The sequence below is a fragment of the Micromonospora sp. WMMA1363 genome (assembly GCF_030345795.1).
GTDB lineage: Bacteria > Actinomycetota > Actinomycetes > Mycobacteriales > Micromonosporaceae > Micromonospora.
This window is the reverse complement of the sequence record NZ_JAUALB010000001.1, coordinates 5,852,545-5,876,891: the sequence shown is the minus strand read 5'-3', so window position 1 is coordinate 5,876,891 and position 24,347 is coordinate 5,852,545. Positions and strand designations below refer to the sequence as shown.

Below are 24,347 nucleotides of genomic sequence, written 5' to 3'. Positions count from 1 at the left end.
GCGTTCACCTCGTTCTGCGACGCCGTCACCCGGCGTCCATCGTGTCGTTCGATCATTCGGGAAGGTCCAACCCGACCGCCGCGCAGTCGGCGCGGAGCTGGGCGAGTTGACCGGCGGTGGCGTCGACCAGCGGCGGGCGCACCGGGCCGGCCGGGAGTCCCTTCGCCGCGAGGCCCGCCTTGACCAGGATCGTGCCCTGGGTGCGGAAAATGCCGGTGTAGAGCGGCAGCAGCCGGCGATGCAGGGCGAGCGCCGTCGCGGTGTCACCCGCGTCGTACGCCCGGATCATCCGCTGGGTCTGCACCCCGGTGAAGTGGGTCGAGGTGCCGACCACCCCGACCGCGCCCACGGCCAGGGCGGGCAGCGTGAGCGAGTCCTCGCCGCAGTAGAAGGCGAGGCTCGTCCGGCTGGTCACCCAGCTCGACGCGGTCAGGTCGCCCTTGGCGTCCTTCACGGCGACGATCCGGCCGTGCTCGGCGAGCCGGACCAGCGTCTCGGTCTCGATCGGCACACCGGCGCGGTGCGGGATGTCGTAGAGCATCACCGGCAGCCCGCTCGCGTCCGCCACCGCGGTGAAGTGCCGCAGCAGGCCCGCCTGCGGCGGCTTGTTGTAGTACGGGGTCACCACCAGCAGGCCGTGCGCGCCGGCCTTCTCGGCGGCGGCGGCCAGCTCGATGGTGTGCCGGGTGTCGTTGGTGCCGACCCCGGCCACGACCTTCGCGCGGTCGCCGACTGTCTCCACCACGACCCGGATCAGGTGCTCCTTCTCCGCGTCGGTGGTGGTCGGCGACTCGCCGGTGGTGCCGTTGACCACCAGCGCGTCGTTGCCCTGCTCCTCGACCAGGTGGTTCGCCAACCGGGCCGCCCCGTCCAGGTCGAGCGAGCCGTCGGGGTGCAGGGGCGTCACCATGGCCGTGAGCAGACGCCCGAACGGCCGGGACGCGGCCCGGCCGAGGGTGTCAGGGTGGTCGTGCGTCATGCGTCCAACCTAGCGGACGACCACCGAGCCCCCCGCGGGGAAGGGCTCAGGACATCTCGGCGTGCGGGCTGGCCGCCACCTCGGTGCCGTCCGGCAAGGCCGAGATGACGAAGTCGTTGAACACGTTCGGGGCGACCTCCTGGAGCTGTCGTAGGCACTCCACGGCCAGCTCACGGATCTCCACGTCGGCGTGCTCGGTGGCGCGCATGGCGATGAAATGCCGCCACGCCCGGTAGTTGCCGGTGACCACGATGCGGGTCTCCGTGGCGTTCGGCAGCACCGCCCGCGCCGCCTGCCGGGCACGCTTGCGCCGCAGGGTGGGGTTCGACTCGTCGACGAACCGCTGCTCCAGCCCCTCCAGCAGCTCGGTGTACGCGCGGACGCTCGCCTCGGCCGCCTCGACGAACCTCTTGTGCAGTTCCGGGTCCTCGGCGATCACCGCCGGCTCGACCATCGCCGCGTCCCGCTCCGGCACGTACCGCTGGGAGAGCTGGGAATATGAAAAGTGCCGGTGCCGGATGAGTTCGTGGGTGAACGACCGGGACACCCCGGTGAAGTAGAAGCTCACCGAGCCGTGCTCCAGCACGGAGAGGTGCCCGACCTCCAGGATGTGGGCGAGGTAGCCGGCGTTGGTCGCGGTGGCCGGGTTCGGCTTCTTCCAGCTCTGGTAGCAGGCCCGGCCGGCGAATTCGGCGAGCGCCTGGCCGCCGTCGGCGTCGGTCGACCACGGCACGTCGTCCGGGGCCGCGAAATGAGTCCACGCGATGAGCTTGACCTGGGGCTGCACCATGTCCGGCATTCCTGCGACTGTAGTGGCGCGCCCCCACCCCGCCCAAGCCAGGCCCGCCCGCTGCAATGTCGGTCACCCAAAGCGATGCCGGTCACCCAAGGCGATGCCCGTCGCCCAAGGCGATGCCGATCGCCCACGACGTGTCCCACGCGCCGGCACGACCGGTCACCGCACGTCGCCCGCCACCTGGACGTGGCCGCCTGGCGGTCAGACGTACAGTGCGGTGAACGGGGCCCAGGGCAGGTTGCGCAGCACCGAGAAGGCAAACCAGGCGGCCAGGAAGACGCCGATCACCCTGGTGTCGATCCGCAGCTCGGGCAGCCGCCAGCCGAACGCCTGTTTCCCCGCCCACGCCAGGAAGAGGTACGCCAGGAAGGGCAGGGCGAAGACGAAGAGGAAGTGGTGGCGGGCGGCGGCGGGCACATCGGCGTGCAGCACGTACCAGAGGGCACGGGTGCCGCCGCAGCCGGGGCAGTCCAGGCCGGTGGTCAGCTTGAGCAGGCAGGTCGGCGCCGCGTCGGGCGCGGACCGGGTCGGATCGCTGATCAGCGTGTAGCCGATGCCGGCGGCGACGCAGCCGAGGGCGGCCAGCGGCGCCATCCAGCGGGGTGAGCGCTCGTGCAGCCGGACCACGAACCGGGTCAGCCGGTCCGGCTCCGCGGTCGGATACGGCGGTGCCTGCCCCGCCGGCCACCCGGCCTGCGGGTCGACCTGGACGTCCGACCCGATCGCCACGCCCGGCGCGGCCAGCTGCGGCGCCGCGTCGCCTCGCGGTCCCTCAACGCTCGTCACGCGGATCACGGTACACCGGACACGCCCGCCAGCGCGGCGGCGAGGGGCGCCGCCAGGTCCCCGACCGCCGGGGGCGCCACGGCGTCCAGCCCGAGCCAGCCGGCGAGCCGGTACAGCTCGGCGGCGAGCGCGAGCGCGGTCTCCCCCGGGTCCGCGCCGGATTCGAGCCAGGCCGCCGGCACCCGGAGCACGCGCGCCTTGCGGTCGGCCTTCAGGTCGACCCGAGCGGTGAACCGCTCACCCTGCAGGAACGGCAGCACGTAGTAGCCGTGCACCCGCTGGGGCGCCGGCACGTAGATCTCGATGCGATAGCTGAAGTCGAACAGCCGCTCGGCGCGGCCCCGTTCCCAGACCACCGGATCGAACGGGCTGACCAGGGTGTTGCCGCGCACCCGGCGAGGCAGTCGGGCCCGCGCGTGCAGCCAGGCCGGCTGCCGCCAGCCGTGCACCCGCACCGGCAGCAGTTCGCCCGCCTCCGCCAGCTCGGCGACCGCCGCGCGGGCCCCGGCCACCGGCAACCGGAAGTAGTCCCGCAGCTCGGGCTCGGCAGCCACCCCGAGTGACCGGGCGGCCACGGCGACGAGCGTCCGGTACGCCTCGGCGTCGGTCGGGGTCGGTTCCTCCAGCGCGGCGGCCGGCAGCACCCGTTCCGGCAGGTCGTAGCGGCGCGCGAAGGAGGTGGTGCGCCCGGCAGCGGTGACCTCGCCCGCCCAGAACAGGAACTCCAGTGCCCGCTTGACCGCCGACCAGTTCCATCCCCAGTTGCCGGTCTCCCGAGGGGCGTCGTGCTCGATCTCGGCGGCGGTGAGCGGCCCCTTGGCAGCCACCTCGTCGCGGACCCAGGCCACCAGGCCCGGCTGCTCCGCGGCGATGCGGCGCATGCCGCCCCACGCCTCGGTGCGGGCGCGGGCCATCCGCCACCGCAGCGCGGCGTGCAGCCCGACCGGCACCAGCGACGCCTCGTGCCCCCAGTACTCGAAGAGGTCACGGGGGCGGCGGTAGGCCGCGGCGTCGAGCAGCGTGGTCGGGTAAGGACCGAGCCTGCTGTACAGCGGCAGGTAGTGCGCACGCTGTAGCACGTTGACCGAATCCATCTGGATCAGCCCGACCCGGTCGAGCACGCGGCGCAGGTGTCGACGGGTTGGCGCGCCGGCGGGCGCGGGGTCGGTGAAGCCCTGGGCGGCCAGCGCGATGCGCCGAGCCTGGGCGAGCGAGAGCGATTCCGGTACGGCCATCGCCTGGGACCCTAGTTAAGCGGTATGACACCGGAGCGGGACCGCTCCTCGGCTTCCCCGGTGCGTTCCACCCCGGCGAGCGGCGTTGGCGAAGCCACCGACGGCGACCGCACCGGCAGGAAGGCGAGCAGCGCCAGGCTGATCCAGACGTAGGTGTTGCTGCCGAGGAAGCCGTCGACGCCGGTGAAGTCCCGCTCCCAGGCCCACACGACGCGGCTGGTCAGGAACGCGTACCCGACGACGGCGGCAGCCAGCAGGACCCGGCGCCGGCGGCTGCCGGCGGACGCGGCCATGGCGTTGTCGACCAGGAGGATCAACGCCGGCAGCAGCCAGACCAGGTGGTGCACCCAGGTGACCGGACTGACCAGGCACATCACCACGCCGGTCAGCGCCAGCCCGGTCGCCTCGTCACCGGCGGCCACGGCGGCCCGGGACCGCCACACCCAGAGCGCGAGCGTGGCCACCACCAGCGCCAGCCAGGCGAGCGTGCTCGGCTCCGCCGGGTTCAGCCGGGCCACCACCCCCCGCAGCGACTGATTGGAGACGAACGCCAGTTCCCCCACCCGGTTGGTGTTCCACAGCGCCTCGGTCCAGAACTCGCGGGAGGCGGCCGGAAAGAGCGCCGCGGCGAGCAGGGTCGCGCCGGCCGCGGCGCCCGTCGCGGTGACCGCCGCCCGCCAACGGCCGGTCACCAGCAGGTAGACGAGGAAGATCCCCGGGGTCAGCTTGATCGCGGTGGCGAGACCGACACCCACCCCCGCCCACCGGCTGCCGGTCGGCAGCAGCCGGAGCAGGTCCGCCGCCACCAGGAACAGCAGGAGCATGTTCACCTGGCCGAAGTTGACCGTCTCACGCATGGGCTCGTACGCGGCGACCAGGCAGAGCGCCACCGCCAGGGCGAACCAGCGGGTCCACCCGGCCCGGCGCGAGATCGGGTCGACCAGCCACCAGAAGAGCACCGCGGTGACCACCACGCTGGCGGTCACGCTCACCACGATCGCGGCCGTCCAGGGCAGGTACGCCATCGGCAGCATCACCAGGGCGGCGAACGGCGGGTACGTGAAACCGTACTGGGTGAACGGCCGCAGGTAGTCGTAGATCTCCCCGCCGTCGTGCACCCAGTGGCGCAACGCGCCGTAGTAGACCTGGAGATCGAAGAAGCCGTGCCGCACGGCGGCCACGGACAGGAAGAGACTCACCGCGACGGCGAGCCCGGCGACGCCGACGACCTGTCCGACCGTCCGTCCGGCACCCTGCGCCACCGTCGCCTCCCTCGCCCTGCGTAGGCTTCCGTGCCATGGCCCTCGGATACGTCCGCCCGGCGCGTCCGGGCGACAGCGGCGAGATCGCCCGCCTCCAGCTCGCGACCTGGCGGGTCGCGTACCGCCGCGTCCTGCCCCGGCACGTGCTCGACAACCTGGACGAGGCCTGGCTGGCCCGGCGGTGGAGCGCGGCGGTGCAGGAGCCGCCCTCCAACGCCCACCGGGTGCTTGTCGCCGTCGAACAGGCCGAGCAATCGTACCTGGTGGGGTTCGCCGCCGCCGGCCCGGCCGATGCCGAGGCCCTGGCCCCCGGCGAGCCCGCGGAGGCGCTCGGCAAGGAGGTCGTCGCGGTCACCGACCTGCTGGTGGAGCCGCGTTGGGGCCGGCGGGGGCATGGCAGTCGGCTGCTGGCGGCGTGTGTGGACCACTGGCGCGACGACGGGTTCACCCGGGCGGTGGCGTGGGCGTTCGACGGTGACACGGCGACCCGGAAGTTTCTCACCGGCGCCGGCTGGGAGCCGGACGGTGCGGCCCGCGCCCTGGACGTGGACGACATGCTGGTCCCGCAGCTGCGCCTGCACGTGGCCGTACCGGCACGACCGTCCGGCGAGGCCGGATAGCCGGCGGATCGGCCACGGGGCCGGATAGCCGGCGGATCGGCCACGGGGCCGGCGGACCCGCCGGGCTGTCGGACCGCCGGGCTGTCGGACCGCCGGGCTGTCGGACCCGCCGCCTACCGGTCCGCGCCCGCGTCCGGACGCAGTTCTGGCGGAGCGACGCGTTCCACGACGATCTCGTCGTCCTCGGTTGCACCGGTCGGGACGAAACCGAGGCTGGTGTAGAGGTGGGCGGCCGAGCTGTTGTCGGGGTGGTACGACAGCCGCACCGGCCCGCCCTGACCGGCCAGCCACCGGGCGAGGGTCACCACGGTCGCCCGGCCGACGCCGTGGTCCTGCTCGGCCGCGTCGATCAGCATCCCGCCGATCCACCGTGACCCGTCGTCGTCGACGCCCCACATGACGTGGCCGACGACGGTCTCGTCGGCGTAGACGGCGAGCGAGGTCCACACGTCGGAGCGGTCGGTCAACAGCAGATAGCGGGCGGCGAGGGCGGGCACCCAGGCCCGCTGGTCGTCCCGCGGGGCGACGTCCGCCACCGCCCGCCAGTTGTCGTCGTCGACCGGGCGCAGGGTCACCCGGCGCCCGAGCCGGTCCCGGAGGTCTGAGTCGATCACCCCGGCAGCCTAGACGATCTATTCCGAGGGATCAGTGGTCGTAGGCGATGAGGGAGCGCATGACGGGTTGGCCGGTGGTCCAGTTGTGCCACCCGGCTTCGACGGTTGGCGGGCATGCGGCGGTGGCGGATCTGCGGGTTGACCTGGGGCGATGGGCGTGGGGAGGCTTCGGGGCCGTTTGCCCACGGCTCCGGATCCTGTTTTCCCAGCTCAGCGGCTATTCGGCGGTCTTGAGGCTGCTCATCTTTGGCGGGAGCGGGACACCGCAGTCGGTGAAGAGTTTGGTCTGGGTGTCGGTGAGCCGGGTGGTCTGCTGGAGGCTGCCGGCCGGGCCGGAGAGGGTGACCTGGTGGATCCGGCCGAGTTCGGCGGCGATCTTGGGCCAGGACTGCTGGGTGCGGCGCTCAGCGACGCGGATCAGTAGCAAGGCGAGCCAGCACAGCAGCACGTGAGCGCGTATCCGCTCGTCGAGGCGGTGGTAGACCGGCCGCAGGTCGAGGGTGGATTTCAGGGTGCGGAAGGCGCGTTCGGCTTCGAGGAGGTTCTTGTAGCCGAGCGCGATGTCCTCGGCGGACAGGTCGGGGTCGCTGGTGGCGAGGAGGTACTTGCCGTCCAGGCGGGCCTCGGCGGCGACCTTGGCGGTGTCGATGGACAGCCGTCCGGTGGTGGGGTGCTGCTTGAGCCAGCGGCCGAGGGCAGGGTGGTCGCGCAGCGCGCACTCGGCCTTGCGGTGCGGGGCGTCCGAGGGGGCCGTGGGGCGCTTGCCGGTCTTGGCGGCCTTGGCCTTCGCCTTGGTCGCGTCGGCTTCCCGGGCGGTCTTGATGCGCGTCAACTCCTCGCGGATCGCGGTGAGTTGGTCTTCGCGTCGGGCGGCATCGCGTTCGGCCTCGGTGGGGTTGTGGCAGATGATGAAGCGTCTGCCCTCGTCGCCGTCGAGGCGGACCTCTTTGACGCGCAGGTTGTCGCGTACTTCCTGGTAGCGGCCCTGGCGGGCCAGGGCCTGGTCGGCGCGGTGGGAGCCTTCGCGCATCTTGATGCCGGTGATGTAGTGGCCGCCGGCCCGGCGCAGGTAGGACTGGTTGGCCTCGGAGGAGAATCCGGTGTCGCAGACGGTGACCACCCGGCCGAGCCGCCAGTCGCGCAGGCCGTCCTTGACCTCGGTGATCACGGTCTGGTCGTTGGTGCCGCCGGGCCAGGTCCAGCAGCGCACGGGGATGCCCTCGCGGGTGACGGCCAGTCCGATGACGATCTGGGGCAGGTCCTTGCGGTGGTCCTTGGAGTGCCCGTACTGGCGCAGGCTGGAGCTCTCGCCGTCCGGGTCGTCCGCAGTGTCGCGTTCGAAGTAGGTGGAGGTGGTGTCGAAGAAGACCAGGTCGACTTCGAGGTTGAGCAGGTGTGCGGCGGAGAAGAACACCGCTTCCTGCACGGCGGCGTGGACATCGGCGGCGACGAGCAGGTCCATGGCGCGGTAGGCGTGCTGCTCGGCCAGTGCGTCCAGGCCGGGGATGACCTGGTCGCGGGTGGCCCACTCGGCGGCGGCGAGCTTGGAGGCGGGGGCGATGGCCCGGTTGGCGACCAGCGCGAAGATCGTGCGCTCGACGTCGGTGCGGAACTTGCGCCCGTCGATGCGGGAGGCCAGGGCGGTGTCGATGCCCAACAGTTTCCACAGCCCGTCGAGCAGCCAGCTCGCCCCGAGCGGCCGGGAGAACTCCACCGTCAGCGGCCCGGCCTCCTCGGCGCCCAGCGACGCGGCGACCTCGTCCTCCTCGCCGAGGTAGCGGTTGATGGAGGCGACCAGGCGGCGCAACCCGTCGACGTCCAGACGGTCCTCGCGGCCGAAGTTGACCAGCACCTCGGCCTGCGTGGTGCCGCCGACCCGTCGGTTGTGGGCGAGTTGGAGGTATCGCACCACCGACCCGTCCTTGTTCCGCCGTTGGATCTTCCGCAAGTACATGCCCGCATCATCAGACAACAAGCCTGGCCAGAACAAGACCCACGGCAAATCCGTTTGCCCACGCCTCTGGACAGTCTCCGATGGGTGCCAGCCCTCTCACCTGCACGGATCCGCCGCCGATCCGCCCCGCATGCCCACCAACTGTCGAACTCGGGTGCCAGATCGCGGCGGTCATGGCGAGGATGCGTTGTGCGACGCGTACGAGTACGCCGGTGCCGGTACGGCCGCCGTGTCGTTCGAGGTCGAGTTGACCTTTGAGGGTTTGGTTGACGGACTCGATGTTCTGTCGCACAGCGCGCAGCAGTGTCCGTCCGGGGCGTGGCTTCTCGGTGCGGTAGGCGGGGCGGATCATGGTGACGCCGCGTTCGGTGAGCTGTCGTTCGGTGGCGGCGTCGCGGTAGCCCTTGTCCACGACCAGGATCAGCCCGTCGGGGTGGGTCAACAGGCCGGTGTCCAGGTCGAACAGGTCCATGAGTGCTTCGCGTTCGTCGGTCTTGGCGGTGGTCAGGGCGAATGCCACGGGCAGTCCGTGCACGGTGGTGACCAGGTGCAGACGCAGGCCCCAGAAGCGACGCGAGTGCGAGGCGCAGTAGCCGTAGGTGGCCCACCCGGCCAGATCAGAGCGTGTGACGGTCTCGCGGGAGCGTCCGCATTCCACCGGGGTGGAGTCGGCGATGCGCACCGGGTGCTGCCACAGGTCGGTGTCCAGGGCCAGGACCCGGATCAGGTGGGTGATCTGCGTGCCGAGTGTCCGTAGCCGCTTGTTGTACCCGGGCTGTTTCGGGATGTAGGGGAACAGGTGGGTCAGGTTCATGCGGGCGTGACGGATCCAGCGGGCTTCTTTGTGGTAGCCGAGCAGGGCTTGCAGCACCGCGAGGGTGATCAGTTCGGCGTCGGTGATCTTCGGGGCGATCCCGACCGCGGGTCGCCACCGGGTGAGCTGGGGCGACGACTTCAACACGTCGTCGATCTTCACGTACAGTGCGGTGGCGAGGGTGTCCCGATCGACGTGCACGTGGCCTCCATGGTCATCGTTGCTTCGCAACTTCGATCATGGACGCCCTCGCCTCCCTTCACTACCCCGTACCCCTCGGAATAGATCGTCTAGAGCCGCCCCGGCCGATCCGACCAGCGGATTCACCGGATGAACCGACCAGCTGACTCAGTCGAGCAGCGAGTCCAGACCCATGGTGAGGCCCGGCCGGTGGCGCACCGCGCGCACCGCCAGCAGCACGCCGGGCATGAAGGACGCCCGATCGTACGAGTCGTGCCGGATCGTCAGCGTCTCGCCGGCGGCGCCGAAGAGCACCTCCTGGTGGGCGACCAGGCCGGTGGCACGGACGGAATGCACGCGTACCCCGTCGATGTCCGCACCACGGGCCCCGGCGACCTCGTCCTTGGTGGCGTCCGGCGCGGCGGCCATGCCGGCCTCCGCCCGTGCGGCCGCGATCAGCCCCGCGGTGTGCGTGGCGGTGCCGCTCGGGGCGTCGAGCTTACGCGGGTGATGCTGCTCGATGATCTCCACGGACTCGAAGTGCCGGGCCGCCCGTGCGGCGAACTGCATCATGAGCACCGCGCCGATGCCGAAGTTGGGGGCGATCACCACACCCACCCCGGGCTTGCGAGCCAGCCAGCCGCGCACCCGCTCCAGCCGCGTCTCGGTGAAGCCCGTCGTGCCGACCACGGCGTTGATGCCCTGGTCGATGCACCAGTGCAGGTTGTCCATGACGACGTCCGGGGTGGTGAAGTCGACGACCACCTCGGCCCCGGCGTCGGAGGCGTTGAACAGCCAGTCGCCCTGGTCGACCATGGCCACCAGGTCCATGTCGGGGGCCCCGTCCACGGCCCGGCACACCTCGACGCCCATCCGGCCCCGGGCGCCGAGCACACCGACCCGGATCGGCTCGTCCGCGCTCTTGTCCTGCTCGTCAGTCACGGGGCACAACCTATCCCAATCGGGACGCGGGCACCGCCGGGGCGGTCGGTCAGGCGGTGAAGTCGGACGCGCCGAACGGGCCGACGACGGCCAGGGACATCGGATGGCCCAGCAGCTCGGCGGCGAGACTGTTGACGTCGTCGACGGTGACCGCGTCGACCCGGGCGAGCAGTTCGTCGACCGGCATCAGCTCGCCGTAGAGCAGCTCCCCCTTGGCCAGCCGGCTCATCCGGGAGCCGGTGTCCTCCAGGCCGAGCACGAACGCGCCCTTGCTCATGCCCTTGCCCCGGGCCACCTCGGCCTCGGTCAGCCCGTCGCCGGCCACCCGCGCCAGCTGCGCCCGGGTCAGGTCCAGCACCTCGTCCACCTTGCCGGGAGCGCAGCCGGCGTAGACGCCGAACAGACCGCTGTCGGCGTACTGGCTGGCGTAGGAGTAGACCGAGTAGGCGAGGCCCCGCCGTTCGCGGATCTCCTGGAACAGCCGGCTGGACATGCCGCCGCCGAGCACGTTGTTCAGGACACCGAGGGCGAACCGCCGCTCGTCCCCCCGGTCGATGCCGGGGCGCCCCAACACGACGTGCGCCTGCTCGGTCTCCTTCGGCTCGACGATGGTGGCGACGGACGTTGTGCGTACCGTCGGGGTGGCGGCCCGGTGCGGCGCCGGCGCAGCCGGATCGGTGTCCAACGCGGTGCCGCGCAGCGCCTGACGGACCAGCTTGACCACCGCGGCGTGGTCGAGGTTACCGGCGGCGGCGATCACGATCCGCGGGGCGGTGTAGTGCCGCCGGTAGAAGCCCTCGATCTGCCGGCGGGTCATCGGGGTGACCGTCTGCTCGGTGCCGGAGATCAGCCGGCCCAGCGGGTGATCTCCGTAGATGATCCCGGCGAACAGGTCGTGGACCTCGTCGCCGGGCTCGTCGTCGTGCATGGCGATCTCTTCGAGGATCACCCCCCGCTCGGTCTCCACGTCGGCCGGGGCGAGCACGGAGTCGGCGACGAGGTCGCACATCACGTCGATGGCGAGCGGCAGGTCCTCGTCGAGCACCCGCGCGTAGTAGCAGGTGTACTCCTTGGTGGTGAAGGCGTTGGTCTCGCCGCCCACCGCCTCGATCGCCGAGGAGATCTCCAGCGCGTCCCGCCTGTTGGTGCCCTTGAACAGCAGGTGCTCCAGGAAGTGGGCGGCGCCGGACAGCGGGCCGGACTCGTCCCGGGAGCCGACCGAGACCCAGATGCCGAAGGAGACGCTGCGCATCGCGGGGATCGCCTCGGTGAGCACCCGCAGCCCGCTGGGCAGCACGGTCCGGCGGACCGTACCGCCCAGCGGGTCGTCGCTGAGCGTGCGAGTCACCGCGCGGGCGACGCCGGTACGGCTCCCGGGGGCGCCGCGGAACGCCGCCACCCCCCGTCGATCCGGTGGTAACGGCGCGCGTACGGCCCGACTCACGTAATACTCCCGGTTCGACGAGGGGTGGGTGGTGCGGTCGTTCTGTCAGCTGTGCCGGGTGCGGCGACGCGGACGCGAGTCGCCGCCGCCCTCGCCGCCCTCGCCCCGGTCACCGCGGTCCGGGCCGCGGCTGCCGCGCTCGCCGCCACGATCGCGGTCGCCCCGGTCGCGCGGACCACGGTCGCCCCGGTCCCGGCCGGCCGGACGCTCGCCACCGGCGTCCTCGCCGGCGGTCGGCGCCTCGGCACCCTCCGGACGCACCTTGTCCAGGTAGATCTTGCCTCGCTGGTCGATGTCGGCGATCTCCACCTCGACCTTGTCGCCGACGTTGAGGAAGTCCTCGACCTTCTCGACCCGCTTGCCGTCACCCACCTTGGAGATGTGCAGCAGGCCGTCGCGGCCCGGCAGCAGCGAGACGAACGCGCCGAACGCGGCCGTCTTGACCACCGTGCCGAGGAAACGGTCGCCGGCCTTCGGCAGCGTCGGGTTGGCGATGGCGTTGATCCGCTCGACCGCCGCCTGCGCGGACGGGCCGTTGGTCGCACCGACGTAGATGGTGCCGTCGTCCTCGATGGAGATCTCGGCGCCGGTCTCGTCCTGGATCGCGTTGATCGTCTGGCCCTTCGGGCCGATCACCATACCGATCTTGTCGACCGGGATCTTGACCGTGGTGACCCGCGGCGCGTAGTCCGACATCGGGGCCGGCTGCTCGATCGCCCGCTGCATCACGTCCAGGATCGTCTGCCGGGCCTCGTGCGCCTGCTGCAGCGCGGCGGCCAGCACGTCCGACGGGATGCCGTCGAGCTTGGTGTCCAGCTGGAGCGCGGTGACGAAGTCGCGGGTGCCGGCCACCTTGAAGTCCATGTCGCCGAACGCGTCCTCGGCGCCGAGGATGTCGGTCAGCGTCACGTACTGGTTCTTGCCGTCGACCTCATCGGAGATGAGGCCCATGGCGATGCCGGCGACCGGCGCCTTGAGCGGCACACCGGCGGAGAGCAGGCCGAGCGTCGAGGCGCAGACCGAGCCCATCGACGTGGAACCGTTGGAGCCGAGTGCCTCGGAAACCTGGCGGATGGCGTACGGGAACTCCTCGCGCGACGGCAGCACCGGGATCAGCGCCCGCTCGGCGAGCGCGCCGTGGCCGATCTCGCGCCGCTTCGGCGAGCCGACCCGGCCGGTCTCACCGGTCGAGTACGGCGGGAAGTTGTAGTTGTGCATGTACCGCTTGGACTTTTCCGGGGAGAGGGTGTCCAGCGCCTGCTCCATGCGAAGCATGTTCAGCGTGGTGACGCCCAGGATCTGGGTCTCGCCACGCTCGAACAGCGCCGAGCCGTGCACCCGGGGCAACACGCCGACCTCGGCGGACAACGGGCGGATGTCCCGTGGGCCACGGCCGTCGATCCGGACCTGCTCACGCAGCACCCGGCTGCGGACCTCGGACTTGGTCAGCGACCGCAACGCGGCGGACAGCTCCTTCTCCCGGCCCTCGAAGCGCGGGCCGACCTCCGCCAGCATCCGCGCCTTGACCGCGTCCAGGGCCTCTTCACGGACCGACTTGCTGGCGATCTGGAGGGCCTCGGCGACGTCGGCCCGAGCGAACTCGGCCACCGCCTCGTACGCGTCGTCGGAGTAGTCGAGAAAGACCGGGTACTCGATGACCGGCTTGGCGGCCACCTCGGCCAGCTCGCTCTGCGCCCGGCACAGCTCGCGGATGGCGGGCTTTGCCGCCTCCAGACCGCTCGCCACGACCTCCTCGGTCGGCGCGGGCGCGCCGTCGGCGACCAGCTTCACGGTGTGCTCGGTGGCCTCGGCCTCGACCATCATGATCGCGACATCACCGTCCGGCAGGGAACGGCCGGCCACGACCATGTCGAAGGTGGCGCGGGCCAGTTCCTCGTGCGTCGGGAAGGCGACCCACTGGCCGTCGACGTGCGCCATCCGGGTGGCTCCGATCGGGCCGGAGAACGGCAGGCCGGAGAGCGTGGTCGACATCGAGGCGGCGTTGATCGCCACCACGTCGTACGGATGCCGCGGGTCGAGCGCCAGGACGGTCTCGACGACCTGCACCTCGTTACGCAGGCCCTTGACGAACGACGGGCGCAGCGGCCGGTCGATCAGCCGGCAGGTGAGGATCGCGTCCTCGCTGGGGCGGCCCTCCCGGCGGAAGAACGAGCCGGGAATCCGGCCCGCGGCGTACATCCGCTCCTCGACGTCGACGGTCAGCGGGAAGAAGTCGAACTGCTCCTTCGGCTGCTTACCCGCGGTGGTGGCGGAGAGGACGATCGTCTCGCCGAGCTGGGCGATGACGGAGCCGGCGGCCTGGCGGGCCAGCCGGCCGGTGGAGAAGGTGACCTCACGGGTGCCGAAGGACCCGTTGTCGATCACGGCGGTGCGGGATTCGGTGCCGAGGTTACTCTCGGTCATCTGCGGTTGTGCTCCTTCGCGTGAAACGGACCCGCGACGCGGAGCTGTTCAGACGGCCGGTCTTCGATCGAAGCGCCCGGGCGGTCGGCGTCGTGCCGGATGCCCGGGGGCCACTACCGGAGACCGGTACGCTGACCTGCCCCGGTGTGTCGAGTGGTCGCGCGGCCCTGGTTGTTCGGTGTTCCTGCGGATGAAACGGAGCGGGGGAGCGGCCCGATCAGCCACTCCCCCGACACATCACCGACGCAGACCGAGCCGCTCGATGAGCGACCGGTATCGGTTGATGTCCTTCTTCTGCACGTAGTTGAGCAGCCGACGGCGGCGGCCGACCAGCAGCAGCAGCCCGCGGCGGCTGTGGTGGTCGTGCTTGTGCACCTTCAGGTGCTCGGTCAGGTCCGCGATCCGCTTGGTGAGGACCGCGACCTGCACCTCCGGCGAACCGGTGTCGCCGTCGACGGTCGCGTACTCCGTGCGGATCTGGGCCTTGGCTTCCTTGTCGAGCGCCATGTTCTCCCTGTTTCGATGGGTCGTTCGGTGATGTCCGCCGTGTCGGGTCTCGCCCCGAACGGGACCGGACGGTCCTCGCACCCGCGGCGTCGTGCAGGCACGCGAGGCCCCACGTCGGCCAGCCGACGTTACGGTCAGCCTACCAGCACCCGATCAGACCGGCCGGTCAAGGGCCGCCGACCACGCCGAGCCACCCCGGCGCCACCGGCGTGTTGCGTCGTCAACCCAGCGCCAGACGGGTCCGCTCGACGTCCTCGGCGATCTGAGCCACCAGCGGCTCGATCGAGTCGTAGCGGACCTGCCCCCGCAGGTGCGCCACGAAGTCCAGGGCGAGCCGTTCACCGTACAGGTCGCCGGCGAAGTCGAGCACGTACGCCTCGACCCGCCGTTCCCGGCCGGAGAAGGTCGGGTTGGTACCGACGGACACGGCCGCCATCAGCGGTTCCCGATGGCCGCGCCGGACCAGCCGAGCGGCGTAGATGCCGTCGGCGGGGATCGCGGCGTACCGGTGGCAGAGCAGGTTGGCGGTGGGGAAGCCCAACTCGCGGCCACGCTGGTCACCCCGCACCACCACCCCCTCCAGCCGGTGCGGTCGGCCCAGCGCGACGGCAGCGGCCATCACGTCACCGGCGTCCACGCACGAGCGGATGTACGTCGAGGAGAAGACCGTCCCCGCCGCGGACACCAGCGGCGCCCCCTCGACGGCGAAGCCGAAGGTCCGGCCCAGCCGCTCCAGCAGGGCCACGTCACCGGCGGCCCGGTGCCCGAACCGGAAGTTGTCGCCCACCACCACCCGCGCCGCGTGCAGGTGCTCGACCAGGACGTCGTGCGCGAACTCCTCCGCCGGGAGGCGGGAGAACTCCGGCGTGAACGGCACCACGCAGAGCACGTCCACGCCGAGCGCCTCGATCAACTCGGCCTTGCGGGCCGGCTCGGTGAGCACCGCCGGGTGCGAGCCCGGCCGCACCACCTCCGCCGGGTGCGGGTCGAAGGTGACGACCACCGACGTGACCCCCAGCTCCCCGGCCCGGGCGACGGCGTGGCCGATGGTCGCCTGGTGCCCCTGGTGCACGCCGTCGAAGACGCCGATGGTGACGACGGACCGCCCCCAACCACCGGGCGCCGCGTCGTACCCCCGCCACCGTTGCATGCTGCTCCTCCCCTACCGACCGCCGACCGCCCCGCCGTCAGGCCGGGGCCAACACGATCTCCGCGCGGGCTCGACCGTCCTGCTCGCTGACGATAGCGATCAACCCGCCGGTCGGGCCGAACACCGCGTACGGGCCGTCGATCCCGACCGAGTCCAGCGGGCCACCGTGCGAGAGCACCCGCTCCTCGGCCGCGCTGGCCTCCCGGCGTGGGAAGAACCGGTCGGCGGCCGCGGCGAGCGGCAGCGTGACCACCTCGGGCGCCCGTTGCTCCAGCTCGTCGAGGGCGGCGGCCTCCGCCAGCGTGAAACCGCCCACCGCGGTACGCCGCAGCGCGGTCAGGTGGCCGCCAACACCGAGCGCGAGGCCGAGGTCTCGGGCGATCGCCCGCACATACGTGCCGGAGGAGCAGGTCACCGCGACGTCCACGTCCACCACGTCGGGCTGGTCCCGCCGGATGGCCCGCACCGCGAGGCGGGAGATGGTGACCCGGCGCGCCGGCAGGACGACGTTCTCCCCCTCCCGGACCCGCTTGTACGCCCGCCGTCCGTCGATCTTGATTGCGCTGACCGCGCTGGGCACCTGGTCCACCTCGCCGGTGAGTGCCGCGAGGGCGGCCCGGATCGCGTCGTCGGTGACCAGCCCGGCGGGCGTGCTCGCGACCACGTCGCCCTCGGCGTCGTCGGTGACGGTCGTTTGGCCGAGCCGGATCGTGGCGGCGTAGCTCTTGCCGGCCCCGATCACGTAGGTCAGCAGCCGAGTGGCCCGGCCCACGCCGATCACGAGGACGCCGGTGGCCATCGGGTCGAGCGTGCCGCCGTGCCCGACCCGCCGGGTCCGGGCCAGCCGCCGCACACGCGCCACCACGTCGTGCGACGTCACGCCGCCGGGCTTGTCGACCACGATCAGTCCGTCTGCGCTCACGGCCGCCAAGCCTGCCAGAACGGGCGGGAGCGGCCGTCACCGCCTCCACCGTCGCGCCGGCCGGCGCCGCGCAGCCGCACAACCGGATCCGCGTCGGGTACGCCCGGGTGTCGACCCGCGGCCAGGACCATCGGACGCAGCTCGACGCCCTGGCCGGCGCGCACTGCCGCGAGGTGGTGGTGGAGACGGCGAGTACCCGTGGCCAGCGGCCGAAGCTGCGCGCCACCCTGGACCGGCTCCAGCCCGGCGGCGATCGCCGCGCACCTCGGCGTCGGCCGTTCGACGCTGTACCGGGCGCTGGACATCGCCGGCGGCGCTGCTCCGGCCGCACCCGATCACCCGAGCGGGGACACCTCGGACAGCCGCAGCGGCCGGTAGCCGTCCACGTCGAGCTGGGCGAGCGCGCCGTCGATGTCGACGGAGTGCGTGCCGTAGAAGTGCACTCTGTCGCCGCACCCAGAGACGGCTGTTGGCCGGCACCCGAACCCGGGTGCCGGCCAGCAGCTTGTTTCCCCCTTGTGGGGTCAGGTTGTGTGGCTTGGTGGGTCAGCTGGTCCAGTGTTCGGCGACGAGGTCAGCGGCCTGGGTTTCCCACTGGGCGTAGTGGAACGGGTACGCCGACACCTGCACCGTCTGCGCGGCCTCGGTCAACGGCATGTCCTGCCAACCGTCGACCTGCTTCAAACCCTTCAGGAACGCGGTAGTCGAGTACTCCGGGTCGGTGATCTGCTCCACCGTGCCCCAACCCGAGGACGGACGCTGCTGGAACAGGCCCTGCGAGTCGTGGTCGTTACGGTCACCCAGGTGACCCAGATTCTCCAGCTTCGACTCCTGCAGCGCGGTGGCGACCGCGACCACGGCAGCCCGCTCGTCCATACCCGCCTTCTTCGTCGCCGCGACGATCGCCTTCACATTCGCGACCTGCTCGTCACCCAAGTCGATCCGGGACTGCTCACCCTGCGTCCCGTGCGCAACCAGCTTGCCGGCGTCCGGCTTCTCCACCCGCACCACCCCAGCCGCAGCGGAGGCGGGCGCGGTGTCGGTGACAGCCGTCAGAGGACCAGCGACGACACCGGTACTCAGAGCCAGACCAGCGACACCAAGGACACTACGACGGAAGACCGTGTTCATGAAAGACGCTCCATTCGGGGGTCGACACCCACACACACCCGAGGGAGTCAGGGCGCAGGGGTACAAGCACCGTCCGGCGCTCACCAAACAAGAAAGGGCAAAACAAGGAAGAGCCAACGGCCACCGCCACGCCCGGGGGGACACGCACACGGCGCCGGGTCCAGATGTAACGACCGGCGGCCCACCACCATTCCCGGCGGACCCACACCCGCTCACCAGCGGGACACTCCCACGGCCGTCGCCACCGTGCAACGCCCCCACCCCCACCGGCATTCCACCACCAGCCCACCCCCGGGCACACCCCACACCGGCACCAACCAGACACCCACGACAACCACCCAAGCCCTGGCTGCCCGACTGGCGCAGCGACCGAAATGTCCCCCAGGCGACGCGGGGTCGGCAGGATCGAAGTGTCGCCGGCGTCGGTGCGGGCCAGGCGCGCATGGGTCACGTTCGTACGCATGTCCCATCCACCGCCAGCCTCGACAGCGCCGCCTCTGACGTCCACCGACGGCTACGGCAACGCCGGTAGCACCAGACGCATGGTCGGAGAATGCGTCGGCGCAAAGCCCCACGCCCGGTAGAGCGACTCGCCGTCTCGGGAAGCCCGCAGATCCACTCTCGTGACTCTCCCCTGCTGATACCAACCGAGGAGCGCCTGCACGCAAGCCCGCGAATAGCCACGTCTGCGGCAGTCACGATCCGTGGCTACGTTGAAGACGTATCCCACATCACCGACTGGGTTGTCCGGACCACCCAGTCGGTGCTCTATGACACCGACCGCGCACGCGGCCAACCCCTTGGCGCCACGTTCCTATCCACCACGAACACTGCCAGCGAGCCGAGCGGCGCTCACGCAGCGCCTCCTCTGCGCTCTCAGACCATCTCCCCGGCCTCGGATCGGCCCCCGTCCATATCCGCCAGCATCACTCCACGCAGCCGCACCAACGTCGAAGACATCGACGATCTGGTCGACCTCGCGCCGCATGAACCGATACGCACTCGGCCATCCGATCGCGAGCGGCGCGAGCCGCAGGACAGCGAGGACGTCAGCGGACACGGCCGGCGCATTCGGCCTGGGCTGACGGGGACCACCGTGCTGCGCGCACCGCCCACGTCGCCGAGTTCGTCTCTGGTCCTGCCGGGTGTTTCGGAGCTCGCTGTCGAGGCTGGCGCATAGGTCGACAGTATCGAAGATTATCACCGTCAGTATCAGGTCGACGACGTGCCGGGTCGCCCCGGTTGGCCCGCGCCACGGGCAGGACATTCCCCGCCGTGGTGGCGCTCGCGGTGCCGCCGCGCGGCGGCGTGGGGAGCCGTGTCCTCCCGGCCGATTGCCGACGTTTCCCTGCTTCCGTTCGGGTGTTGTGGCGATGGTCACGGCGGGATGGTACTGGTTTGACTGGCGCCGACCCGAGGCGATTTCGCCAGATGCCCGCGCAGCCCCCGCCCCATGCGGGACCCTTTGACGATCACTGATCGTCGGCGGTCGAGTGGTACTGCCGGCGAGGTGGTGTACGGGCGGACCTCGGGGCTGTCCTCCTCGATCACGCCGTAGGCGTCGCTGATCTCATCTCGTTGTTTAGCTCGCCCTGAAAGAACACCACCCGGCGCGGAAGCTCGAACCCCTGGGTCTTGTCGAAGACCTGCTCTCGCGCGACGTCCGCGAGCCTGTCCCTGGCGGCGTGCACCACAGCTCGAATGTCGTGGCGGTGCTGGGCATCTGGGACACGTCGAACGGCTCGACGTAGAAGCCGCACCACGCGCAGTGGGTGCTCGACGGGACGCGTTCGGGTAGCGGTGGACGGAGGCCGTGCTCAATGGGCGTGCCGGCTGGTAGGTCCCGCCCTCCACGAGTTCTGTCTTCACGAACTGGACGGCCGGCTTCTCGGGCTCCTTGCGCCGCCATACGCTCACCGGATCACCGTACCGAGCCCGCGCGTGAGCGGCGACGGGGCCGGACGCACCTGGGTCCCGTAGGCCCCGTTGTTTCCTTGCGCCCGGTCAGGAGATGGAGGATGGGTGCGGCGGCTCCGAGTAGCAGTGCGAGGGTGACGAGTACGCCGCCCCACCAGTGCAGTGAGCCGGGTCGGCCCGAGAGATGCCGCGATAGCCGGTGCTGCCGGTGGCTTCCAGTGCCGCCAGGTCTGCCAGCCGAACGCCGCGGCGAGACTCGGCTGGTGGACGGTTAGGGCAGCGGCTGGCCGCGGTGGTGCTCACCGATAATTCGAGAGGGATTCATCGGCGGCGTCATCCGCACCTGCCCGCCATCGTCGCGGAGACGAGGGTGTCCGGGACGACCCGCACGCGGCCAGCGGCCCCGCTGTTTCCGCAGGTCGCCGAGCCCCGAAACCCGTCCCGGAACCGGTGTGTCGTCACCCGAGTTGCGGGACGATGTTCGGCATGACGACGGGACACCGCGAAACCCGGGCGGTGATGTTTGCCCCGTCCTGGCAGGATGTCCACAGTGCCGCCCGTCGCGCCGGCGCGCGTCCTGGACCGCAGGAGGGTTCGATGTCCACGTCATCCGCCAACCGGCCTTCGCCGCCGAAGCTGCGCACACCGCGTCAACCATCCACCCTGCCGGACTGGATGCTCGACCCGCCGCCCCCGCGCCGCACGGTCGGCGACCGGACGGCCACGGCGGTCCTGACGCTGCCGGGCGTCGCCGCGCTCCGGCGCGGCTGGTGGTCGTGGCAGGGGCGGCGCCGGCTCCACCAGCGCTACCCGAACACGGTGAAGGTGGTGGCGTCCGTTCTCTCCTTCCTGGTGGCGCTGGCGCTGGTGCTGGCCGCCAACGCCCTGTTCGGGATGGCCTGACCGCCGGACGGTCCTTGTGCCCGGCCGCGTCGCCCGCCGGACAGTTCGCCCGCCACGCGCCCGGCCACCGGCGCCCCGTGCACGACCCGGCCAGAGCCACGGCGCCGGTCAGGCCCGTACCGCGCCGACCACCGCCCAGCCACCGGAGCGCAGCCGGAGCAGTAGGGCAACCAGCCGGAGCACGACGAAGAGCGTGAGCCCGGCCCAGATCCCGCCGAGCCCCAGATCGAGCCCGTAGGCCAGCCAGATCGCCGGCAGGAAGCCACCCAGCGCCGCCACGATGGTCAGGTTGCGCAGGTAGCGGACGTCCCCGGCACCGATCAGCACACCGTCGAGGGCGAAGACGATTCCCGCCAGCGGCAGCATCCCCACGAACCAGGGCCAGGCCACCATCGCCTGGTCGCGCACCTGCGCATCCGAGCTGAACCATCCCGGGACCACGCCGGCGCCGGCGGCGATGAGCACGGCGAACGCCACGCCGCAGAGCCCACCGAGAACGCCGATCCGGCGGGCGAGACCGCGCGCCGCGGCGGCGTCGCCGGCCCCCAGCGCGGCGCCGACGAGCGCCTGGGCCGCGATGGCGAGCGCGTCGAGCACCAGCGCGGTGAAGAACCACAGCTGCAGGGCGATCTGGTGGGCCCCGACGGTCGCCGCGCCGAAGCGGGCCGCCACCGCGGTGGCGGACAGGAAGCTCAGCTGGAAGGCGAGGCCGCGGATCAGCAGGTCCCGACTGAGTACGAGCTGCTGCGCGATGGCCCGGGAGCGCGGACGCAGGGCCGCCCCTTCGGCGACCAGCGCCCGGACGAAGAGACCGCCGGAGATCGTCTGCGCGACCACGTTGGCCACCGCCGAGCCGGCCAGGCCGAGCCCGGCCGGATAGACCAGCAGCGGGCAGAGCAGCGCGGAGAGCAGGTTCGGCCCGAGCACGAAGTACAGCGGGCGGCGGGTGTCCTGGATGCCGCGCAGCCAGCCGTTGCCGGCGGCGGCGAGCAGCAGACCCGGAGCGCCGAGCGCCGCGATGCGCAGCCACTGTGCGGCGGCGTCGGCTACGGCGCCGTCCGCTCCGGCGAGGGCGCGCCCGAGCGCCCCGCCGAAGCCCTGCATGCCGACGGCAACCGACAATCCCACCCCGAGGGCGAGCCAGGACGCCTGCACCCCCTCGGCCACCGCGGCGGACCGGTCACCCGCACCGAACCGCCGTGCGGACCTGCCGGTCGTGCCGTACGCGACGACGGTGCCGAGCCAGGCGATGAGGGTCAGCACGGTGCCGCCGATCGCCAGCGCGGCGAGCGGGATCCGCCCCAGGTGCCCCACCACCGCGGTGTCGACCAGGACATAGAGCGGTTCGGCGGCCAGCACCGCGAGGGCGGGCAGAGCGAGCGCCGCGATCCGTCGGGGCGGCGCGTTCTCGGGGGCGGTGGCGACCGGCTGGCTCATCGAGGCCGATCCTGGCACGGCCAAGGTAAGGGGCGCAACCTCGATGATCGCTTACCGGACCGAACCCACCCGCCCGGGGGTTGGTTGACGCTCGACCCCGGCGGTGTGCCGCCTGGACCGAGCGTCAACCGATCGACACCGACCTCACTGGCGGGTGTCCATCGAGGTCTGCAGGGCGCGACGCATCTGCTCGCGGGCCTCGTCCGTGGTCTCGGGCTTGGGCTTGCTTGGCATGGTGGTGATCCCTTCCAGGGGCGCGAGCCACCGACACGACGGTGGAACGCACGGGCAGTCTGTGCGCCCGCAGCTCATCCGGGGTCACCGGAGCTGCTGGGGCGTCGGCCCGGGTCGGTCCGACCCTGGAGGGAGGCGGCGCCGGGTACGGCCCCACCGCCCACGACCAGCGTCGTCGGACGGCGCCGGTCAATCCCCAAGCTATCGTTCAGGTCCACATGCTGCCCAGCGTTCCCGGCATCTGGACGGCCATGGCGCGGCCCACGTGCCCTCAGCGGGCCAGGAAGTGCCAGCCCAGCCACCACCAGAAGCCGAAGAGGCCGATCCGGCCGACCGGCACCGAGCCCACCTCGTAACGCATCACGTAGGCGCAGACCTCGCCGAGGGTGGGGATCCGGGATCCCTCGCGCCGTGCCGCCCACTCGACGGCGGCGAAGAGCACCAACGCCGCCAGGAAACCACCGATCGCCAGCGCCCGCATCACCGTCGCACCAGCCCCCAGAACGCGGACAGCCACGTCAGCCAGGTCGCCGAGCGAACCAGCCGGTCCTCCAGCAGCGGATCGGCCAGCCGGGAGAAGGTGGGGAAGTCGTCGCCTGCGGCGGCCGCGAAAGTGGCGCCCTCGAACACCACGAACACCACCACCGGCAGCGTCCACCACACCGCGCCGGCTTCGAGACGCTCCGGCGCCGACCGCCGGGGTACCCGGTTGCTCAAACCGAGCCAGATCAGCACACCGCCGGTGCCGAGCGTCCAGATGTTCGCCTCGACCGAGAAGGACGGGAACCGGCCACCGACCAACGACAGGCAGATGAGCACCGGCACGGCGACGGCGGGACGGTCCCAGGCGCGCGGCGCCTCGACGGTGAGGTCGTGGGGCTGCTCCATCCCGCAATTCTGCCCACCGTCCCCGACGGCGGGAAGATGGACACTCCCCGAAACCACCCTGATCTTCCCACCTGTCGACGGTGGCCCACCCCGGTGCGCCAGCCACGGCGGGTGGCCGGCGGACGTGGAGGGCAACCGCCGGTGAGGTGTGTCGGCAGGTCAGGGTCGGCCGGGTTCGGAGTCGAGCAGCGCGGCGTCCAACTCCGCACGGACACCGTCGACCATCTGCTCGACGGCGCCCCGTCCGGTGAAACCGGCCGCGAACCGGTGCCCCCCGCCGCCCAGCGCCACCGCCACCCGGCTGACGTCCACCGCGCCCTTGCTACGCAGTGACACCGCCCACTCGTCGCGGGAGGTCTGCTTCGCCACACAGCTCACGTCGGCCTCTGCCGTGCACCGCACGGAGTCGATGAGCGCCTCCAGCACGCACGGCCGCTGCCCGTGCCGCACCAGGTCGTCCAGCGTCGCGTAGGTCCAGACCATACCCCGGCCGGCCGCCGCCGCCGGCTCCAGCCGCGCGCGACCGAGCACCTCGCCGAAGAGCCGCACCGCGCCGAACGGCCGGGTGTCGTAGATCCGGCGGGAGATCTCACCGGGCCGGATGCCGGTGGCGATCAGCCGGGCCGCGAGCCGGTGCACCGCCGGCGTGGTGGCCTCGAACCGGAACGAGCCGGTGTCGGTGCTCAACGCGACGTAGAGGCACTCCGCGATCTCCGCGTCGAGCGGCACCCCGAGGCGGGTCAGCAGCTCGTCGACGATCACGGAGGTGGCGGCGGCCCGAGGGTCGACCAGGTTGACCGCCCCGAACCGGGTGTTCGACGCGTGGTGGTCGAGCACCAGAGCGATGTCGGCGGTCACCAGCCGGTCGACCAGCTCGCCCAGCCGGGATTCGCTCGCCGCGTCGAAGCAGACCACCAGGTTCGGGTCTGGGTCCGCGTCGGTCGCCGGCACCAGCAACTCCTCGCCCGGCAGCCCGCGCAGCGTCTCCGGCACCTCCGGCGGTCCGGGAAAGGTGGCCCGCACCCGCCGCAAGCCCAGCCGGCGCAGGCCGAGGCCGAAGCCGAGCATGCTGCCGAGCGCGTCGCCGTCCGGGTTGACGTGACAGACCAGCAGGATCCGCGCGTCAGCCGGGATGCCGCGGACGGCGGCCAACGCCGCCGCCCAGTCCGCCTCCGCCGGCCCAGCCGACACCGCCGAACCGGCCTCGG

At 71.8% G+C, this 24,347-nt stretch carries 21 protein-coding genes and 2 pseudogenes; 3 read left to right on the top strand and 20 right to left on the bottom strand.

Annotation, left to right across the window (positions count from 1 at the left end; translation table 11 throughout):
* Window positions 1-52 precede the first annotated feature (52 nt).
* From dapA to QTQ03_RS27255, 5 genes are all read right to left on the bottom strand, one after another.
* A complete protein-coding gene (gene dapA, locus QTQ03_RS27275) occupies window positions 53-979 on the bottom strand; it encodes a 4-hydroxy-tetrahydrodipicolinate synthase (RefSeq protein WP_289280517.1) in 927 nt (308 codons plus the stop codon).
* 46 nt (window positions 980-1,025) lie between these two features.
* Window positions 1,026-1,769 carry an FAD-dependent thymidylate synthase gene (gene thyX, locus QTQ03_RS27270; protein ID WP_289281019.1) on the bottom strand — a complete coding sequence of 248 codons (744 nt, stop codon included), beginning with the start codon at window positions 1,767-1,769 and terminating at the stop codon, window positions 1,026-1,028.
* Between the two features lie 207 nt (window positions 1,770-1,976).
* A complete protein-coding gene (locus tag QTQ03_RS27265; protein ID WP_502889828.1) occupies window positions 1,977-2,570 on the bottom strand; it encodes a DUF2752 domain-containing protein in 594 nt (197 codons plus the stop codon).
* Window positions 2,567-3,796, bottom strand: a complete 1,230-nt coding sequence (locus QTQ03_RS27260; RefSeq protein ID WP_289280516.1) for a winged helix-turn-helix domain-containing protein — start codon at window positions 3,794-3,796, stop codon at window positions 2,567-2,569. The genes QTQ03_RS27265 and QTQ03_RS27260 overlap by 4 nt, the downstream gene beginning before the upstream one ends.
* An 11-nt stretch (window positions 3,797-3,807) precedes the next feature.
* Window positions 3,808-5,058 carry a glycosyltransferase 87 family protein gene (locus tag QTQ03_RS27255; protein WP_289280515.1) on the bottom strand — a complete coding sequence of 417 codons (1,251 nt, stop codon included), beginning with the start codon at window positions 5,056-5,058 and terminating at the stop codon, window positions 3,808-3,810.
* Window positions 5,059-5,093: 35 nt separating this feature from the next.
* On the opposite strand from QTQ03_RS27255, the gene QTQ03_RS27250 reads away from it, so the two are divergent.
* Window positions 5,094-5,678, top strand: coding sequence for a GNAT family N-acetyltransferase (locus QTQ03_RS27250; RefSeq protein WP_289280514.1), 585 nt, complete (start codon window positions 5,094-5,096; stop codon window positions 5,676-5,678).
* Window positions 5,679-5,791: 113 nt separating this feature from the next.
* Here QTQ03_RS27250 and QTQ03_RS27245 read toward each other — a convergent pair whose 3' ends face one another.
* The 9 genes and pseudogenes from QTQ03_RS27245 to truB all read right to left on the bottom strand — a co-directional run bounded on the left by QTQ03_RS27245 (window position 5,792) and on the right by truB (window position 16,638).
* Window positions 5,792-6,292 carry a GNAT family N-acetyltransferase gene (locus tag QTQ03_RS27245; protein ID WP_289280513.1) on the bottom strand — a complete coding sequence of 167 codons (501 nt, stop codon included), beginning with the start codon at window positions 6,290-6,292 and terminating at the stop codon, window positions 5,792-5,794.
* Between the two features lie 217 nt (window positions 6,293-6,509).
* Window positions 6,510-8,246 (bottom strand): IS1634 family transposase, encoded by a 1,737-nt coding sequence (locus QTQ03_RS27240; protein ID WP_289276459.1) that lies wholly within the window; start codon window positions 8,244-8,246, stop codon window positions 6,510-6,512.
* A gap of 154 nt (window positions 8,247-8,400) precedes the next feature.
* Window positions 8,401-9,261: pseudogene (locus QTQ03_RS27235) on the bottom strand (IS982 family transposase); the annotation flags it as partial.
* A 147-nt stretch (window positions 9,262-9,408) separates the two neighbouring features.
* Window positions 9,409-10,182: a 4-hydroxy-tetrahydrodipicolinate reductase gene (dapB, locus tag QTQ03_RS27230; RefSeq protein ID WP_289280512.1), complete on the bottom strand. Its 774-nt coding sequence runs from the start codon at window positions 10,180-10,182 to the stop codon at window positions 9,409-9,411.
* A gap of 49 nt (window positions 10,183-10,231) precedes the next feature.
* Window positions 10,232-11,626 (bottom strand): M16 family metallopeptidase, encoded by a 1,395-nt coding sequence (locus tag QTQ03_RS27225; RefSeq protein WP_289280511.1) that lies wholly within the window; start codon window positions 11,624-11,626, stop codon window positions 10,232-10,234.
* 45 nt (window positions 11,627-11,671) lie between these two features.
* Window positions 11,672-14,050, bottom strand: coding sequence for a polyribonucleotide nucleotidyltransferase (locus QTQ03_RS27220; protein WP_289280510.1), 2,379 nt, complete (start codon window positions 14,048-14,050; stop codon window positions 11,672-11,674).
* Between the two features lie 237 nt (window positions 14,051-14,287).
* On the bottom strand, window positions 14,288-14,557 hold the full coding sequence (gene rpsO / locus QTQ03_RS27215) for a 30S ribosomal protein S15 (RefSeq protein WP_289280509.1): 270 nt from the start codon (window positions 14,555-14,557) through the stop codon (window positions 14,288-14,290).
* 220 nt (window positions 14,558-14,777) lie between these two features.
* Window positions 14,778-15,707 carry a bifunctional riboflavin kinase/FAD synthetase gene (locus tag QTQ03_RS27210; protein WP_289280508.1) on the bottom strand — a complete coding sequence of 310 codons (930 nt, stop codon included), beginning with the start codon at window positions 15,705-15,707 and terminating at the stop codon, window positions 14,778-14,780.
* Window positions 15,708-15,744: 37 nt separating this feature from the next.
* A complete protein-coding gene (gene truB / locus QTQ03_RS27205) occupies window positions 15,745-16,638 on the bottom strand; it encodes a tRNA pseudouridine(55) synthase TruB (RefSeq protein ID WP_502889827.1) in 894 nt (297 codons plus the stop codon).
* Window positions 16,639-16,736: 98 nt separating this feature from the next.
* Between truB and QTQ03_RS27200 the strand changes: the two are divergent.
* Window positions 16,737-16,817 (top strand): annotated as a pseudogene (locus QTQ03_RS27200) (recombinase family protein); the annotation flags it as partial.
* Window positions 16,818-17,175: 358 nt separating this feature from the next.
* On the opposite strand, the gene QTQ03_RS27195 reads toward QTQ03_RS27200, so the two are convergent.
* Window positions 17,176-17,760 (bottom strand): hypothetical protein, encoded by a 585-nt coding sequence (locus tag QTQ03_RS27195; RefSeq protein ID WP_289276146.1) that lies wholly within the window; start codon window positions 17,758-17,760, stop codon window positions 17,176-17,178.
* Between the two features lie 514 nt (window positions 17,761-18,274).
* Window positions 18,275-18,490, bottom strand: coding sequence for a GNAT family N-acetyltransferase (locus tag QTQ03_RS27190; protein ID WP_289280507.1), 216 nt, complete (start codon window positions 18,488-18,490; stop codon window positions 18,275-18,277).
* 1,784 nt (window positions 18,491-20,274) lie between these two features.
* On the opposite strand from QTQ03_RS27190, the gene QTQ03_RS27185 reads away from it, so the two are divergent.
* Window positions 20,275-20,580: a hypothetical protein gene (locus tag QTQ03_RS27185; protein ID WP_289280506.1), complete on the top strand. Its 306-nt coding sequence runs from the start codon at window positions 20,275-20,277 to the stop codon at window positions 20,578-20,580.
* 108 nt (window positions 20,581-20,688) lie between these two features.
* On the opposite strand, the gene QTQ03_RS27180 is transcribed toward QTQ03_RS27185, so the two are convergent.
* The 4 genes from QTQ03_RS27180 to QTQ03_RS27165 all read right to left on the bottom strand — a co-directional run bounded on the left by QTQ03_RS27180 (window position 20,689) and on the right by QTQ03_RS27165 (window position 24,330).
* Window positions 20,689-22,017, bottom strand: coding sequence for an MATE family efflux transporter (locus QTQ03_RS27180; protein ID WP_289280505.1), 1,329 nt, complete (start codon window positions 22,015-22,017; stop codon window positions 20,689-20,691).
* A 505-nt stretch (window positions 22,018-22,522) separates the two neighbouring features.
* On the bottom strand, window positions 22,523-22,732 hold the full coding sequence (locus QTQ03_RS27175; RefSeq protein ID WP_289281016.1) for a DUF6186 family protein: 210 nt from the start codon (window positions 22,730-22,732) through the stop codon (window positions 22,523-22,525).
* On the bottom strand, window positions 22,732-23,139 hold the full coding sequence (locus tag QTQ03_RS27170; protein ID WP_289280504.1) for a hypothetical protein: 408 nt from the start codon (window positions 23,137-23,139) through the stop codon (window positions 22,732-22,734). Before QTQ03_RS27170 ends, QTQ03_RS27175 begins: the two co-directional genes overlap by 1 nt.
* Before the next feature lie 159 nt (window positions 23,140-23,298).
* Complete coding sequence (locus QTQ03_RS27165) at window positions 23,299-24,330, bottom strand: DHH family phosphoesterase (protein ID WP_289281015.1); 1,032 nt, start codon at window positions 24,328-24,330, stop codon at window positions 23,299-23,301.
* Window positions 24,331-24,347: the final 17 nt, after the last annotated feature.

Bases quoted from the DNA above. Each gene is read 5' to 3' on its own strand.
- dapA (WP_289280517.1), bottom strand. From the start codon at position 979: ATGACGCACGACCACCCTGACACCCTCGGCCGGGCCGCGTCCCGGCCG.
- thyX (WP_289281019.1), bottom strand. From the start codon at position 1,769: ATGGTGCAGCCCCAGGTCAAGCTCATCGCGTGGACTCATTTCGCGGCC.
- QTQ03_RS27260 (WP_289280516.1), bottom strand. From the start codon at position 3,796: ATGGCCGTACCGGAATCGCTCTCGCTCGCCCAGGCTCGGCGCATCGCG.
- QTQ03_RS27250 (WP_289280514.1), top strand. From the start codon at position 5,094: ATGGCCCTCGGATACGTCCGCCCGGCGCGTCCGGGCGACAGCGGCGAG.
- QTQ03_RS27240 (WP_289276459.1), bottom strand. From the start codon at position 8,246: ATGTACTTGCGGAAGATCCAACGGCGGAACAAGGACGGGTCGGTGGTG.
- QTQ03_RS27220 (WP_289280510.1), bottom strand. From the start codon at position 14,050: ATGACCGAGAGTAACCTCGGCACCGAATCCCGCACCGCCGTGATCGAC.
- rpsO (WP_289280509.1), bottom strand. From the start codon at position 14,557: ATGGCGCTCGACAAGGAAGCCAAGGCCCAGATCCGCACGGAGTACGCG.
- QTQ03_RS27210 (WP_289280508.1), bottom strand. From the start codon at position 15,707: ATGCAACGGTGGCGGGGGTACGACGCGGCGCCCGGTGGTTGGGGGCGG.
- QTQ03_RS27195 (WP_289276146.1), bottom strand. From the start codon at position 17,760: ATGAACACGGTCTTCCGTCGTAGTGTCCTTGGTGTCGCTGGTCTGGCT.
- QTQ03_RS27185 (WP_289280506.1), top strand. From the start codon at position 20,275: ATGTCCACGTCATCCGCCAACCGGCCTTCGCCGCCGAAGCTGCGCACA.
- QTQ03_RS27180 (WP_289280505.1), bottom strand. From the start codon at position 22,017: ATGAGCCAGCCGGTCGCCACCGCCCCCGAGAACGCGCCGCCCCGACGG.
- QTQ03_RS27175 (WP_289281016.1), bottom strand. From the start codon at position 22,732: ATGCGGGCGCTGGCGATCGGTGGTTTCCTGGCGGCGTTGGTGCTCTTC.
- QTQ03_RS27170 (WP_289280504.1), bottom strand. From the start codon at position 23,139: ATGGAGCAGCCCCACGACCTCACCGTCGAGGCGCCGCGCGCCTGGGAC.